Here is a 13,232-nt window from a genome sequence, read left to right as displayed (position 1 = left end):
TTTCCTCGTTTGGCCGACGGGACGCAACCTGCTGCGCCCCTGCGGTATCAGCTTGAGTGTTGTTGCAGCCAGGCACTGCCCAGCCGATCTGCCGTCAAAATGGCCGCCTGTACGCTGGCAGGCGTGACCTCGAACGGCATATTGTGGATGGTTTCACCGGCCGCGCAGCTGGCTTCGGCCACCGCCATGATTTTCGCTGCCGGATCACCGCTCACACCCATTTGCGCCAGCGTGATTGGCAAGCCGAGACGCTGGCAGAAATCCAGCACCGTTTCGATCTGTTCCATGCTGCTGTTTTGCAGCACCAGCTGTGACAGCGTGCCAAACGCCACTTTCTCGCCGTGGTACAGGTGATGGCACTCTTCCAGTACGGTGAAACCGTTGTGGATAGCGTGCGCGCCCGCCAGCCCACTGCTTTCAAAACCGATGCCACTCAGATAAGTATTGGCCTCGATAATGCGCTCGACCGCCTCCGTCACCACCCCGGCCTCAACCGCCAGCTTGGCCTTCACGCCCTCCGCCAGCAGCGTCTCATAACACAACCGCGCCAGACTCAGCGCCGCCAGCGTCGATTTGCCGCCCGCCATGCTGGTGGCCTGAGCATCGAAACAGGCCTGTGCTTCAAAGTAGGTCGAAAGCGCATCGCCCATCCCCGCCACCAGCAGTCGCACCGGTGCCTTGGCGATAATCGCGCTGTCCATCACCACCATGTCCGGGTTGCGCGGGTAGATAAGGTATTCGGCAAATTCGCCCTGTTCGGTGTAAATCACTGACAGCGCACTGGTGGGAGCATCGGTAGACGCAATGGTCGGGATGAGTACCACTGGAAGATGTTGGTAATGCGCGATGGCCTTGGCGGTGTCCAGCGTTTTACCGCCGCCGACGCCAATCACACCGCGGCAATCATGAGCCTTCAGCTCCAGGCCCAGCCGGTCGATTTCCTTATGGCAGCATTCGCCGTTGAACACACAGGCGTGATGCTTCACCCCGTGCTGATGCAGGCTGCCCATCAGGGTATCGCCCGTCAGCTTCATCACGAAGTCGTCGGCAATCACAAAATAATGGTCGGCAAGGGTTTTAGCGTATTCGCCCACGGCGGCCAATGCGTTGGCGCCCTGGATGTACTTGCCTGGAGACTGGATGATTCTCAACATAACCGGATCCTTGTAGGGAAATTGGCGATGGTAACGTTCAGATATCAGGTGATAGATGCATCGGTCTTGTGCCGTCGCGTTGTTATGAACTGACTATAGGGCTTGCCAGACGCTTTAGGTTCTTCGACTTTTTTGTTTCATTCTGGAACGTTAATTCCGTCTCAACGTTCCAGAATGAAACTATGACGCGGCTTTTTTAGCCGGTAAAGCGAACTGGCGCACAACCTAACGTATAGCTGCGTAAAGAGTGGATTCTGTGGGCATTTCAGCTTTAATTTTGACCATCTTTCCCCTATCCTTACCGCCATTACTGGGAATGGGCGAATACAGCCCGACTGATGGGATGAATAACGATGAAACGGACAAAAAACATCAACCGAGAGACGTTCCGCAAATCCTGGCGCGACTACCGCGTTGCGCCCGTAGCTTTGGCGATCAGCGCAGTCTTTATGCTGGCCGGCTGCGAGAAGAGCGATGAAACGGTCTCTATGTATCAGAATGCCGACGACTGTTCACGCACCAATCCTTCGATGAGCGAGCAGTGCACCACCGCCTATAACAACGCCCTGAAAGAAGCCGAAAAAACCGCGCCAAAATATGCCACCCGTGAAGACTGTGTCGCCGAGTTCGGTGAAGCGCAATGTACACAGGCATCAGCTCCGGCACAGGCCGGTATGGCCGCTGAGTCGCAGAGCAGTGGCAGCATGTGGATGCCGCTGATGGCAGGTTACATGATGGGCCGCATGATGGGCGGCTCCGGCTTTGCTCAGCAGCCGCTGTTCACCTCTAAAAACGCTGCTAGCCCGGCCAACGGCAAATTCGTTGACGCTTCTGGCAAGAGCTACGGCCCGGCGACCGCCGGTGGCCGTACCATGACGGTACCGAAAACCGCGATGGCACCTAAACCGGCCGTCACCAATACCGTCACCCGTGGCGGCTTTGGCGAATCCGTTGCCAAGCAGACCAGCATGCAGCGCAGCAGCGCAACCTCCAGCTCACGCAGCATGGGCGGTTAATGCATGAAACGCGTTGCGATTACCGAGCGCCCGGACTGGCGCGAAAAAGCCACCGAATTCGGCTTCCGCTTCCACACCATGTATGGCGAGCCGTACTGGTGTGAGGATGCCTATTACCAATTCACGCTGGCGCAGATTGAAGAAATTGAAAACGCCACCGCCGAATTGCACCAGATGTGCCTGCAGGTGGTAGAGAAAGTGGTCAGCAGCGATGCGCTGATGACCAAGTTCCGCATCCCGAAACACACCTGGGAGTTCGTGCGCAGCTCATGGCGCACCAGCCAGCCATCACTGTATTCACGTCTTGATCTGGCCTACGACGGTATCAATCCGCCCAAGCTGCTGGAGAATAACGCCGATACCCCGACCTCGCTGTACGAAGCGGCTTTTTTCCAATGGCTGTGGCTGGAAGACCAGATCAACGCCGGCAATCTCAGCCCGGAGTCCGATCAGTACAACAGCCTGCAGGAAAAACTGATCGAGCGTTTCGCCGAGCTGAAAGCACAACACGGTTTCGGCCTGCTGCACCTGGCCTGTTGCCAGGACAGTGAGGAAGACCGCGGTACCGTGCAATACCTGCAGGACTGCGCGCTGGAAGCCGGAGTCCCAACAGAATTCCTGTTTATGGAAGAGATTGGTCTGGGCGAAAAGGGCCAGTTTACCGACCTGCAAAATCAGGTTATCGGTAATCTGTTCAAGCTATACCCGTGGGAATTCATGCTGCGCGAGATGTTTTCCACCAAGCTGGAAGATGCCGGCGTGCGCTGGCTGGAGCCGGCGTGGAAAAGCATTATCTCCAACAAGGCCCTGCTGCCGATGCTGTGGGAAATGTTCCCGGATCACCCTAATCTGCTGGCCTCTTACTTTGCAGAAGACGATCATCCACAGCTCGATCACTACGTCACCAAGCCGCTGTTCTCACGCGAAGGCGCCAATATCCAGATCGTGCAAAACGGTCAGGAAGTGGCACGCGTTGACGGCCCTTACGGTGAAGAAGGCATGATCGTACAGCAGTTCCACCCACTGCCACAGTTCGAAGGCAGCTATACGCTGATCGGCAGTTGGCTGGTCGACGATCAACCCTGCGGCATCGGTCTGCGCGAAGATCGCGAGCTGATCACCCAGGATCTGTCGCGTTTCTACCCGCACATCATCCTCGGCTAATGATAAAATGGTTGATATCAAGCGCGATAATATCGCGCTTTTTTTTATGCTTTCCGGTTGGTGATTAATCGATTAACCTTTTATACTCGAAGCGTCTGTTCTCCTCGGGCGGAGCAACCAGATATGAAACTGACGTCCATTATTCCACCGCAGGTCAACCTGACCGACGGATGCTTTACTGCACCTGATATTCAACACAAATCTACTACCCTGGGCAGCCTGGCGGGGATCTTTGCCGATCCTGCAGCATGGCGAGCGATGCCGGCAGAACTTGCCGTCTATCAGGTCGAAATGCTGCCTTGCGAACAACGGGAAGGTGAGCTGTTTGTGGGCACAACTCACCTGCAGCCTGGCCGGGTGGGTAACGAATTCTTTATGACCCGTGGGCATTTTCATCAGCGCCCCGAACAGGCTGAGTTCTATTTTGGCCTCCGTGGCCAGGGTTTGCTGCTACTGCAACACCGGGACGGGGCTTGTACGTTGGAACAGGTTGCCCCCGGCAGCGTTCACCATATCCCTTCGTTTACCGCTCACCGCCTGATTAATACCGGTACTGAGGTGCTGTCCGCCCTGGCGGTCTGGCCAACGGTGGCAGGGCACAACTACGACACACTGCAACCACAAGGATTCAAACTGCGGGTCTTTGCCGATGGCAACGGTTGGAAAGCGGAGGCGCAATATGAGTGACTCGATGCTGCAATTTGGCCTTGATGTACGCATTAGCGACCACCCGATGGGATTCGGCTACGGCGATGAGGTGATTGGGCCATTGCCGGAAATAAGAACGCTGGAACAAATCCGCCGTTCTCTGCGCGACCCTGACTGCAGTGGGCCGGAACAGGTTTATGCCATCGCCATGGACGTCGCCAAACAACAGCATTTGGCGGAATTGAAAAAACGCATGTTGCTGTTCGGTATTGTCACCTATGCCAAGGGCCAGTTAGGTCAGGAGCCGGTACGCAGCCAGGGCCATGTGCACCGCATCAGCGTACACAGCGGCTGGTCACCGCCGGAGCTGTACGAGATCTGGCGAGGTAAGGCCATTATTTACATGCAAGAACGGGTTGAACGTGAGCCGGGACGTTGCTTTGCCGTCCATGCCGGCCCGGGCGAGAAGGTATTGGTACCGCCAGGATGGGCGCACGCCACGATTTCCGCCGATCCTCACCAGCCGCTGACCTTCGCCGCCTGGTGCGATCGTGAATATGGCTTTGAATACGATGCCGTACGTGAATATAAAGGGCTGGCCTGGTACCCGCTATTACAGGGCAGCAATATTATCTGGCAACAGAATCCGCATTATCAATCCGGCAGGCTGCATGCCATCGGGCCACGCCAATACCACGAATTCGGTTTGAGCGAGGCTTCCTTATACTCGCAGTTTGAAGCTGACCCGGCGCGCTTCCAGTTCATTTCCAAACCCGGCAGCGTAGCGGAAAAATGGCAACGATTTGAGCCGTAAAGACCACTGTCTCGCTCAATAACAGGAAATTTCATACCCTATGAATTTCGAGTTGCAGCTAGGCGCCCAGCTCACTCATCCCCAGGCGCTTACTTAAGTAAGTAACTGGGGGAGTGAGTGCAGGTAACAACGCTGCAACTTGAAAGGCGACGGGTATTAAGAGAATAGACCGCAGGCTACCCCTGCCGCCGCCAATACCAATAACCCCAGCATCGCCTTCACCGGTGACAGTCCGCGCTTGGCCATTAAATACCAGGTCGCCAGCACCACTATCAGCGGCATCAGGTTAGGAAAAATACCGTCCAGCATTTGTTGCAGGTGGATATTCACCCCGTCTTTGGTCACAAACTCCAGCCCTGTCCCCAGTTTGACGTAGCTCGCCGCTACGCCGCCCATGACGAACACTCCCAGCAGAGAAAGGGCTTCCCGCAGCCGTGAGGACTTGCTGCTGACCAGCATCTCCACCGAGCCGGAGCCCATATGGTAGCCTTTCATAAACAGCCAGTAAGACCCAGGAATGACGATCAGGCTAAAGGCGATGATATAAAACAGCGGTCCAATCACACTGCCACCGGCCGCTAGTGCCATGCCGATACTCAGCAAAATCGGGATCAGCATGCCCGGAACCATCGAGTCGCCAATACCGGCCACCGGCCCCATCAGCCCCACCTTGAGCGTGTTAATGGTTTCCCCGTCGATCGGCTCGCCGTTGGCCCGTTTTTCTTCCAGTCCTATCACCATGCCGTTCACAATCGCGCCCAACTGCGGCTCGGTATTGTAAAACGAGGTATGGCGGCGAATGGCCTCAATACGCTGCTGCTTGTCCTGATACAGCTTTTTCAGCGCCGGCATCATACTCAGGCAAAAACCGTAAGACTCCAGGCGTTCGAAACTCATCGATGACAGGTTGTACATCATCCAACTGCGCCAGCAACGACGCAGATCCTGCTTATTCAATTTTGGTGTTGGCGTATCCATCAGAATTCATCCTCATCATCAGCCTGAGGCGCGGCCTGTGCGGCGGCCACCTGCGGCTCTGGCTTATAGTTGTAGTGAATCAGTGCCAGCAGCGCGCCGACAATCACCAGCGCCACCATATTCAGCTTGAGGAAAACAATGCAGATAAACCCCACCAGGAAGTAAATCAGCATGCTGTAACTTTTAATAATCTGTTTGAGGAGAATAGCGATGCCGACCGCAGGCAGAATACCGCCCACCACGTTCATGGTGGTCAACACCAGCGCCGGCAGACTGTCCATAAAGGCGTTGATGTAGCGCGCCCCGAAAAACACCGCGATAAACGTCGGAATAAAACGCAGCAGGAAGTTGGTGACCTGCGGCCAGATGGCGCTATTGAGGTAAATTCCCCGTTCATCACCGCGCTCCACCGCCAGATCTGCACGGTGATTCCAGTAAGAATTGAGCACCATCATGGCGTTGAACAACACGGTCCCCATGATGCCGATAGTCGCCGCCAGTGCGACCGCCACCTCGGTTCCTTTCCCGGAGAGAATACCCAGCGCAATCGCCGGGAACGCTACAAAGTTGAGATCGGCCGGCATCGATCCGCCCGGTGTGACCATAGCGATATACACCGCCTGGACCGCAACACCGATGATGATACCGGTCTGTACATCGCCGAGAATAGCCCCCACCAGCATGCCGGAGACCAACGGACGGCTGAGAATATACCAGCCTCCGGTCAGTCCCAGCAGCCAAGGGCTGCTCAGCGCGCCGAGATAGCAAAGTATCCCGATAAGCGTCGCTTCAAACCACATAGTTAACTCCTGCCGTTCAGGCTTATTTGAGTTTCTTTTTTGCGTCCAGCCAACTGAAATGGCTGGCATCAGGGACTAAACGAAATTCGATGGCATGTCCGTGTTCAGCAAGAAAATCGAAGGCCTCTGCCTCTACCGCGCTCACTGATTGATTCGGGCCGATGGTCACCGTGTCCTTGCGGGCAGACATCGGCCCAACGTTGATTTTCTTGTTACGATTACTGAGATCGATCCCGGCCTCTATCAGCCTGCGCAGCGTGATCGGTGATTTGCCAATCACAAAGTACTGCTTGTCGCTGGCGATCACCTTCGGCAGCTTTTCTATCGCCTGCTGCACGGTAAACAACCATACCCTGGTGTCTTGCACCGCCCCCTTCATCACCGATGACAGCAGCGGATCCGCCGCTACCTCATCATCGATCGCCACAATGCCGTCGCAGGGTAATTCCTTCGCCCAACGGGTCACCAGTTGACCGTGAATAACCCGGTCGTCGATACGAACAAATGAAATGGCCATATTCTCTCCTCAGAAATCGTCGGGTTGTGCCATAACCGCTGGACGAGCAAGGGAAATCGCCTCAGCCCCCAGTGCCACCAGCTCCTGTGCCGCCTGTTGAACATCCTTTCCCTCCAGTAATTCGGCACTCATTAACAACATCGGAAAATTCACGCCGGTCACCACGGCCATCGGCACCGGCGTTTGGGGATCAAATGCGTGGCGGCAGGCCACGTTGTAAGGTGTGCCACACAGCATGTCGCACAGCACCAGTACACCGTCGGCCCCTGCGCTTACCCGCTGCAATTCATCGGCAAAATCCTGTTTAAAGGCTTCAATACCCGCCCCTTCGCTCAGGGCCACATGGCTGGTTCCCGGCAGTTCACCGTAAACCATACCTGCGCTGCTCATCAGCGCCTCGGCCAGCAGGCCATGGGAGGTCACTATCACTTTCAACATAATTGCTTATCCCCTTACCCAGGCTTTAATGGTGCCCAGAGTTTTGCCCAGGCTGCGGCCATGGGGGCTGATACGGTACGGCCCCACGGCGGCCGGTACGATAAAGGTTTCGGCGTAATGCACCACGAAGGGCGCGAAAAGGCCTTCAGGGCTTTCAACTACCGCCTCTTCCCCTTCGACCAGATTCAGCACATTCACCCGGCCTTCGGTATGGTGCAGCACCGGTTCACTAAACCAGTGACGCCGGGTTTCGATAAATTCCCGCTCGTGCAAACCGGTTCGCTCCTCCTGCCAGCCCGCACCTTCGGCAACTTGCTCAATGCGGTTCACCAAATGCTCCGTCACCCAGGTAGTATCGCACTGCCAGTTGATCACCTGCTCACCATGCTGCAGATGCACCGGGCGCGGCTGTCCATCTAATCCCAGACGACCCCAGTCCCACAGCTTGAAGGTGAAAATGTACGGCGTAGCGCTGATCTCCAGCACCATGGCGCCCGAGCCGGAACAATGCACCGTCCCCGCCGGGATCAGGAAATGGTCGTGTTTACGCGCCGGGAATCGATTAACAAAACGCTGGTCATCGAAGGGCTTTTCACCGCTTTGGGCAGCGGCCAGATCGGCCATCATCGCCTGTGGTTCGGTGCCGTTTTTCACTCCCAGGTACACCTCAGCCCCCGGCTCTGCCGCCAGAATGTAATAGCTTTCATCCTGGGTGTAATGCATACCGAAATGCTGTTGGATATATTCCGTCAGCGGGTGCACCTGGAAGCTGAGATTTTGCCCGCCGACGGTATCCAGCAGGTCAAAACGGATCGGGAATTCGGCACCGAAGCGGGCATGCACCTGCTCACCCAGCAAGGGACGGGGATATAACAGCACCAAATCCTGTGAGGGGATCTCGACCCGGACGTCACCAAAACGCATTAGCAGGCTGTTTTCCTCGGGCACGCAGTCAAAACACCATGCGTAGTTGGCTGCCGTCGGGTCGAGATCGAACTGTTGTTTCATCCACTGGCCACCCCAAATGCCAGGGTCAAAAAACGGCACCACGCGGAATGGGCGTTGGGTTGCCTGCTGCAATCCGGCATGGAAAGCCGTGCCGGTCACCAGCTTGGGTTGACCAGCCTGGTTGGTGTCCAACACAAAATCTGCACGCTGTAGCAGTGGGGTTTTATGACGATCGAAGACTCGCCATTCCACGAAGAATGCTCGCTTGTAGCGGCGCAGCACGTCCTCGTCCACATTGGCCGCGCCCCAGTTGCCCAGTTCACCACGGCGAAAACGCTGCTGGATTTCCCAGCGGGCCATATCGGCATACACCAATACATCGGCTTCGGCGATCAGCGCCGCGCCCGGTCCATAAACCACCACTAGCCCACTGTCGACGCGCGCAATTTGATCGCGCAACTGCTGGACGCGCTCAGCATCAAAAAACTCGGGCATTTCATGGCACGACAACACGCCAAAAACACGGTCATCGGTTAAATTGCGCTCAATCATCGCGTGGATGTGCGGTTCATCGTATTTGGCCGATTCAGCATTGATGCTATTGGCCGGCTGCAGAGGCTTAATAAGATTCTCGATTAGCTCTGCCAGACTCACCCCATGGTAGCAATCCACTACCAACAGGGTTTTGCGCATCCCGAGGGCGACAATCTTGTGTCTGACGGCCTCGGCCACTGCCTGCCAGCCTTGCCATGCGGCGTGATCATACCCCTGCACCGCCACTTCCGGATACTTGTCATAGCTGGTTGATTTATGCTGTTGCTCTGTCATATTCTTCTGCCTATGAGCTGGATACATAGAAAAAGATTAATCGATTAACCTCCTAACAAACAGGCTGGTTAACGGGATTAACCTCTTACAATCGATAATAACCCCATAAAAAACCGTACTTTCGTGACGTGAATCACGATTTATTGCCGGAATTTTACGAAATTAGGTTAATCGTTATACCTTGCTATAACCGTCGGCATCGACAGGAGATAAAATGAGCACGATAACTTTGGCGGACGTCGCCGCACACGCAAAAGTCTCCACCGCCACGGTATCGATGGTATTGCGCAACCGTGGCCGCATATCGGACGCCACCCGTAAGCGGGTACTGAGTGCCATTGATGAACTGGGTTATGTCTACAATCAGACCGCCGCTAACCTGCGCAATCGCAGCAGCAACCAGGTCGGCCTGTTACTGCACGACATCACCAATCCGTTTTATGCGGAGATGACCGCCGGGTTGAGCCAGGAAATGGAGCGTCACCAGTTGATGCTGTTTCTGGCCAACAGCGAAGAGTCTGCCGACAGGCAGCAAAAATTTGTCGACTCCCTGCTACAGAACAATACCAGCGGCATGGTGCTGTGCGCCGCCCGGCAAACTCCCACTCTGTTTTTTGAAACGCTGAAGCGCCGCAAGATACCGGCCATTATGGTGGTTCGGCCGGTGGCCGATGCGCATTTTGACTTCGTCGGCACCGACAACTTCCTGGGCACCCAATTGGCGACTCAGCATCTGCTGGATCTTGGCCATCGCCATATCGCCTTTATCGGCGGCTCCATCAGTTCCACCACGCGCGCACAGCGGCTGGGAGGCTACACCAGCAAGCTGCTGGAACACGGGATTATGGTTAAAGGGGAATGGATTGTGGACAGCGAGGCCAGCCAGAGCTCCGGTGCCAAGGCAGCAGAACAGTTACTAAGGGCCCACCCGGAAATCACTGCAGCCCTGTGCTATCAGGACATCGTCGCGTTGGGGGTAATGCAGACATTGCGCAAACTCGACCGTCAGATTGGCAAAGATTTTGCGTTAATTGGTTTTGATGATATTACCGAAGCCTCACTGGTACAGCCGGGTTTGACTACCGTGTCGGTGGCCTCGCGCGAGATTGGCCGTAAAGCCGGGGAACTGTTGTATAGCCGTATTCAGGGCAATGATGAGCCGCCAAAACGTATAATCCTGCCGCCTTCTCTGGTGATCCGCGAGTCCTGCGGTTTTGCAGATAAATTCACGCCAGCCTGAGCTGGCGTGAATGATCTAGCCGATCTGCACTGACAGCATGCTCAATGAGCTCATCTCAATACCATCCACCGGCACGGTTATCGCCTCCTCACCGTCCCAACCGCCGAGCACGTACAGCAGCGGCAGGTAGTGCTCCGGCGTCGGGTTCGACAGCGCAGCGCCTTCATGTTGCATAAAGTTCACCAGCGGGTGGTTATTGCCTTGATAATTCAGATTATCCCGCACGAACTTATCAAACGACGTTGCCCATGGATAAGGGGTGGCGTCACCCTGCCATTTCACCATCCGCAGGTTATGCACCACGTTACCGCTGGCAACGATCATGATCCCCTGATCGCGCAGCTCCGCCAGCTTGCGGCCCAGGTCATAGTGATATTCCGCCGGTTGGGTACCGTCGATACTGAGCTGTACGACCGGAATGTCCGCCTCGGGATACATTTTGATCAATACGCCCCAGGTGCCGTGATCCAGTCCCCACTCACTGACGTCGGCCTTGACGTTGATCGGCGCCAGCACCTGCTGGATCTGTGCTGCCAGTTCAGGTGAACCGGGTGCCGGATACTGGGTATCAAACAGCGCCTGTGGGAACCCTCCAAAGTCATGGATGGTTTTCGGTTTTTCCATCGCAGTAACCGCAGTGCCACGGGTATACCAGTGAGCGGAAACGGCAACGATAGCCTTCGGACGTGGCAAGGTTTCACCCAACGTACGCCATGCCTGGGTGTAGCGGTTTTCTTCCAGCGCGTTCATCGGACTACCGTGGCCAAGAAAAAGTGCTGGCATACGAGAGGTGTTCATACAGGATCCTTGGTTAATCATCTGCGGTATGGCGATTAGATTACGCCCTTTGCCACGCCGACACAGCCGGATAACGGTGATGATGATATTCAATAAATTTGAATGGCTAACGCCAGGCGATCGCCCAAGGAATATACTTCAAACACATTCCATAACCTTTATGAATATCAAGGCATTACTGCTACGTGCGTCTGATTTATGAACAATTTTCGTATTATTTGCGAACGTAAAACCTACAATGAGCGTCGCTGCCGGCGACATTCGGCAACACGGGAAATACAGCATAACCAAGGAGGAATATATGTTCAGATCCACTCTGGCAACCCGCCTGACTCTTTCAATCCCCCTGCTCATCGCGTGGATGGCAACCGCAAACGCAGAGGAGGAAGCGCAGCTGGTGCAGCGGGACGATCCTTATTTCACCCAGGCTCAGGGCCAGCTGCAGCGCATACTGGCGCAGCAAAATAATACCCGTCAGGCAAAAAACGTCATCCTGGTGGTCGGTGACGGCATGGGTTTTTCAACCGTTACCGCCGCACGCATTTTTGAAGGGCAGCAGCGCGGAGTTGACGGCGAATCCAACGTGCTGGCGTGGGAGGCCTTCCCCTATCTGGCGGTCGCCAAGACCTACTCCGCCAACGCTCAGATCACCGACTCCGCGCCGAGCGCGGTAGCGATGACCACCGGCGTTAAAACCGTCAATGACCTGATGGGGCTGAACCATACCGCAACCCTCAACAGCTGTGAGGACCAAAAAACCAAAGCGGTGACCACGCTGTGGGAAATGGCCGCTACGCTGGGAATGTCTACCGGTGCGGTCACCACCGCCACAATCACCCATGCCACCCCGGGCGCCACCTACGCGCATATCGCCAACCGCGACTGGGAATCCGATGCCAAAATGCCGGCAGGCGCCCTGGCGGCCGGCTGCCGCGATATCGCCAGCCAACTGGTGGAAATGAAATATGGCAACGGCCTCAACGTCGCTATGGGCGGCGGGCGCGCCAACTTCCTCCCCAACAGCGCAACCGACCCTGAATATCCCGACCAACGCGGGGCCAGGAAGGATGGCCGGGATCTGACGCAGGCCTGGCTTAAACGCTATGGCGCACGCGGCAGCTATGTGTGGAATCAGGCGCAGTTCGATAAGCTCGATCCCGCCAATGTCGATCATGTGCTGGCGCTGTTTGAGCCTTCGCACATGAATTTCGAACACGATCGGCGACAAGATGCGGCGGGTGAGCCCTCACTGGCGGAAATGGCCGGCAAGGCCATCGATATCCTGAGCAAGAACCCCGAGGGCTACCTGCTGCTGATTGAAGGCGGACGTATCGATCACGGCAGCCACAACGGTAACGCCTACCGCACCCTGACTGACGCTGTCGCGCTTAACGAGGCGGTGAAAACCATCATCAGCAAGGTCAATGTGGACGATACGCTGGTAATTGTGACCGGCGATCACAGCCATACGCTAACCATTGCCGGCTACGCCAAACGCGGCAATCCGATCCTCGGGATTTCTCTGGGCGTCGACGGTAAACCCATGCTGGGCAGTGACGGCAAACCTTACACCACCGTCGGTTTCGCCAACGGCCCCGGCGGCGCCATTCCGCTGACGGAGCGCCCGATGCTGACCATGGAGCAGACCACCGCGCCCGACTTTATCCAGCCGGCGCTGGTGCCATTGAAAAGTGAAACCCACGGCGGTGAAGATCTCGGCATCTATGCCATCGGCCCCTGGGCGCATCTGTTCCAAGGCACGGTTGAAGAGAACTACACGTTCCACGTGATGAATTACGCCAGCCGCATCGGCGAGCGGCTACCCAAACGATAATTTCCCCCTGCTCAGCCCCATAAAAAAAGCCGCATATGCGGCTTTTTTATGTTCA

The 13,232-nt window shown here is 56.0% G+C and carries 13 protein-coding genes; 6 read left to right on the top strand and 7 right to left on the bottom strand.

The window, feature by feature from the left end; all coding sequences use genetic code 11:
* Nucleotides 1-47: 47 nt before the first annotated feature.
* Nucleotides 48-1,154 (bottom strand): glycerol dehydrogenase, encoded by a 1,107-nt coding sequence (locus F8R23_RS17055; RefSeq protein ID WP_151415839.1) that lies wholly within the window; start codon nucleotides 1,152-1,154, stop codon nucleotides 48-50.
* Between the two features lie 353 nt (nucleotides 1,155-1,507).
* On the opposite strand from F8R23_RS17055, the gene F8R23_RS17050 reads away from it, so the two are divergent.
* From F8R23_RS17050 to F8R23_RS17035, 4 genes are all read left to right on the top strand, one after another.
* A complete protein-coding gene (locus F8R23_RS17050; protein WP_099063268.1) occupies nucleotides 1,508-2,170 on the top strand; it encodes a DUF1190 family protein in 663 nt (220 codons plus the stop codon).
* Nucleotides 2,171-2,173: 3 nt separating this feature from the next.
* Entirely contained in the window at nucleotides 2,174-3,334 is a 1,161-nt protein-coding gene (locus F8R23_RS17045; protein ID WP_099063267.1) for a glutathionylspermidine synthase family protein, read from the top strand.
* A 123-nt stretch (nucleotides 3,335-3,457) separates the two neighbouring features.
* Nucleotides 3,458-4,021 carry a glucose-6-phosphate isomerase family protein gene (locus F8R23_RS17040; RefSeq protein WP_151415838.1) on the top strand — a complete coding sequence of 188 codons (564 nt, stop codon included), beginning with the start codon at nucleotides 3,458-3,460 and terminating at the stop codon, nucleotides 4,019-4,021.
* Nucleotides 4,014-4,796 carry a glucose-6-phosphate isomerase family protein gene (locus F8R23_RS17035; protein ID WP_129937278.1) on the top strand — a complete coding sequence of 261 codons (783 nt, stop codon included), beginning with the start codon at nucleotides 4,014-4,016 and terminating at the stop codon, nucleotides 4,794-4,796. The genes F8R23_RS17040 and F8R23_RS17035 overlap by 8 nt, the downstream gene beginning before the upstream one ends.
* Nucleotides 4,797-4,952: 156 nt before the next feature.
* Here F8R23_RS17035 and F8R23_RS17030 read toward each other — a convergent pair whose 3' ends face one another.
* Genes F8R23_RS17030 through F8R23_RS17010 form a run of 5 tightly spaced genes read right to left on the bottom strand, consistent with a single transcriptional unit; the run spans nucleotide 4,953 to nucleotide 9,305 of the window.
* Entirely contained in the window at nucleotides 4,953-5,774 is an 822-nt protein-coding gene (locus F8R23_RS17030) for a PTS system mannose/fructose/sorbose family transporter subunit IID (RefSeq protein ID WP_012146977.1), read from the bottom strand.
* Nucleotides 5,774-6,574, bottom strand: coding sequence for a PTS mannose/fructose/sorbose/N-acetylgalactosamine transporter subunit IIC (locus F8R23_RS17025; protein WP_085119282.1), 801 nt, complete (start codon nucleotides 6,572-6,574; stop codon nucleotides 5,774-5,776). Before F8R23_RS17025 ends, F8R23_RS17030 begins: the two co-directional genes overlap by 1 nt.
* A gap of 22 nt (nucleotides 6,575-6,596) precedes the next feature.
* Nucleotides 6,597-7,091 carry a PTS sugar transporter subunit IIB gene (locus F8R23_RS17020; RefSeq protein WP_129937277.1) on the bottom strand — a complete coding sequence of 165 codons (495 nt, stop codon included), beginning with the start codon at nucleotides 7,089-7,091 and terminating at the stop codon, nucleotides 6,597-6,599.
* A gap of 9 nt (nucleotides 7,092-7,100) precedes the next feature.
* Nucleotides 7,101-7,529 carry a PTS sugar transporter subunit IIA gene (locus F8R23_RS17015; protein WP_129937276.1) on the bottom strand — a complete coding sequence of 143 codons (429 nt, stop codon included), beginning with the start codon at nucleotides 7,527-7,529 and terminating at the stop codon, nucleotides 7,101-7,103.
* Between the two features lie 6 nt (nucleotides 7,530-7,535).
* Nucleotides 7,536-9,305 (bottom strand): class I mannose-6-phosphate isomerase, encoded by a 1,770-nt coding sequence (locus F8R23_RS17010; RefSeq protein WP_129938868.1) that lies wholly within the window; start codon nucleotides 9,303-9,305, stop codon nucleotides 7,536-7,538.
* 214 nt (nucleotides 9,306-9,519) lie between these two features.
* Here F8R23_RS17010 and F8R23_RS17005 point away from each other — a divergent pair, with 214 nt between their 5' ends.
* The gene (locus F8R23_RS17005) at nucleotides 9,520-10,545 is read left to right on the top strand and encodes a LacI family DNA-binding transcriptional regulator (protein ID WP_129937274.1); all 1,026 of its coding nucleotides are present in this window, start codon (nucleotides 9,520-9,522) and stop codon (nucleotides 10,543-10,545) included.
* Between the two features lie 15 nt (nucleotides 10,546-10,560).
* Here the strand turns inward: F8R23_RS17005 and ygiD are convergent, their stop codons facing one another.
* Nucleotides 10,561-11,343 carry a 4,5-DOPA-extradiol-dioxygenase gene (gene ygiD / locus F8R23_RS17000; RefSeq protein WP_129937273.1) on the bottom strand — a complete coding sequence of 261 codons (783 nt, stop codon included), beginning with the start codon at nucleotides 11,341-11,343 and terminating at the stop codon, nucleotides 10,561-10,563.
* 301 nt (nucleotides 11,344-11,644) lie between these two features.
* Here ygiD and F8R23_RS16995 point away from each other — a divergent pair, with 301 nt between their 5' ends.
* On the top strand, nucleotides 11,645-13,177 hold the full coding sequence (locus F8R23_RS16995) for an alkaline phosphatase (protein ID WP_151415837.1): 1,533 nt from the start codon (nucleotides 11,645-11,647) through the stop codon (nucleotides 13,175-13,177).
* Nucleotides 13,178-13,232 lie beyond the last annotated feature (55 nt).

This window comes from Serratia proteamaculans, from assembly GCF_008830365.1.
Lineage (GTDB): Bacteria > Pseudomonadota > Gammaproteobacteria > Enterobacterales > Enterobacteriaceae > Serratia > Serratia proteamaculans.
The sequence above is the reverse complement of the archived record's forward strand: the minus strand, read 5'-3'. Positions and strand labels throughout refer to the sequence as shown.

Bases quoted from the DNA above. Each gene is read 5' to 3' on its own strand.
- F8R23_RS17025 (WP_085119282.1), bottom strand. From the start codon at position 6,574: ATGTGGTTTGAAGCGACGCTTATCGGGATACTTTGCTATCTCGGCGCG.
- F8R23_RS17020 (WP_129937277.1), bottom strand. From the start codon at position 7,091: ATGGCCATTTCATTTGTTCGTATCGACGACCGGGTTATTCACGGTCAA.
- ygiD (WP_129937273.1), bottom strand. From the start codon at position 11,343: ATGAACACCTCTCGTATGCCAGCACTTTTTCTTGGCCACGGTAGTCCG.
- F8R23_RS17040 (WP_151415838.1), top strand. From the start codon at position 3,458: ATGAAACTGACGTCCATTATTCCACCGCAGGTCAACCTGACCGACGGA.
- F8R23_RS17035 (WP_129937278.1), top strand. From the start codon at position 4,014: ATGAGTGACTCGATGCTGCAATTTGGCCTTGATGTACGCATTAGCGAC.
- F8R23_RS17045 (WP_099063267.1), top strand. From the start codon at position 2,174: ATGAAACGCGTTGCGATTACCGAGCGCCCGGACTGGCGCGAAAAAGCC.
- F8R23_RS17015 (WP_129937276.1), bottom strand. From the start codon at position 7,529: ATGTTGAAAGTGATAGTGACCTCCCATGGCCTGCTGGCCGAGGCGCTG.
- F8R23_RS16995 (WP_151415837.1), top strand. From the start codon at position 11,645: ATGTTCAGATCCACTCTGGCAACCCGCCTGACTCTTTCAATCCCCCTG.
- F8R23_RS17030 (WP_012146977.1), bottom strand. From the start codon at position 5,774: ATGGATACGCCAACACCAAAATTGAATAAGCAGGATCTGCGTCGTTGC.
- F8R23_RS17055 (WP_151415839.1), bottom strand. From the start codon at position 1,154: ATGTTGAGAATCATCCAGTCTCCAGGCAAGTACATCCAGGGCGCCAAC.
- F8R23_RS17005 (WP_129937274.1), top strand. From the start codon at position 9,520: ATGAGCACGATAACTTTGGCGGACGTCGCCGCACACGCAAAAGTCTCC.
- F8R23_RS17010 (WP_129938868.1), bottom strand. From the start codon at position 9,305: ATGACAGAGCAACAGCATAAATCAACCAGCTATGACAAGTATCCGGAA.
- F8R23_RS17050 (WP_099063268.1), top strand. From the start codon at position 1,508: ATGAAACGGACAAAAAACATCAACCGAGAGACGTTCCGCAAATCCTGG.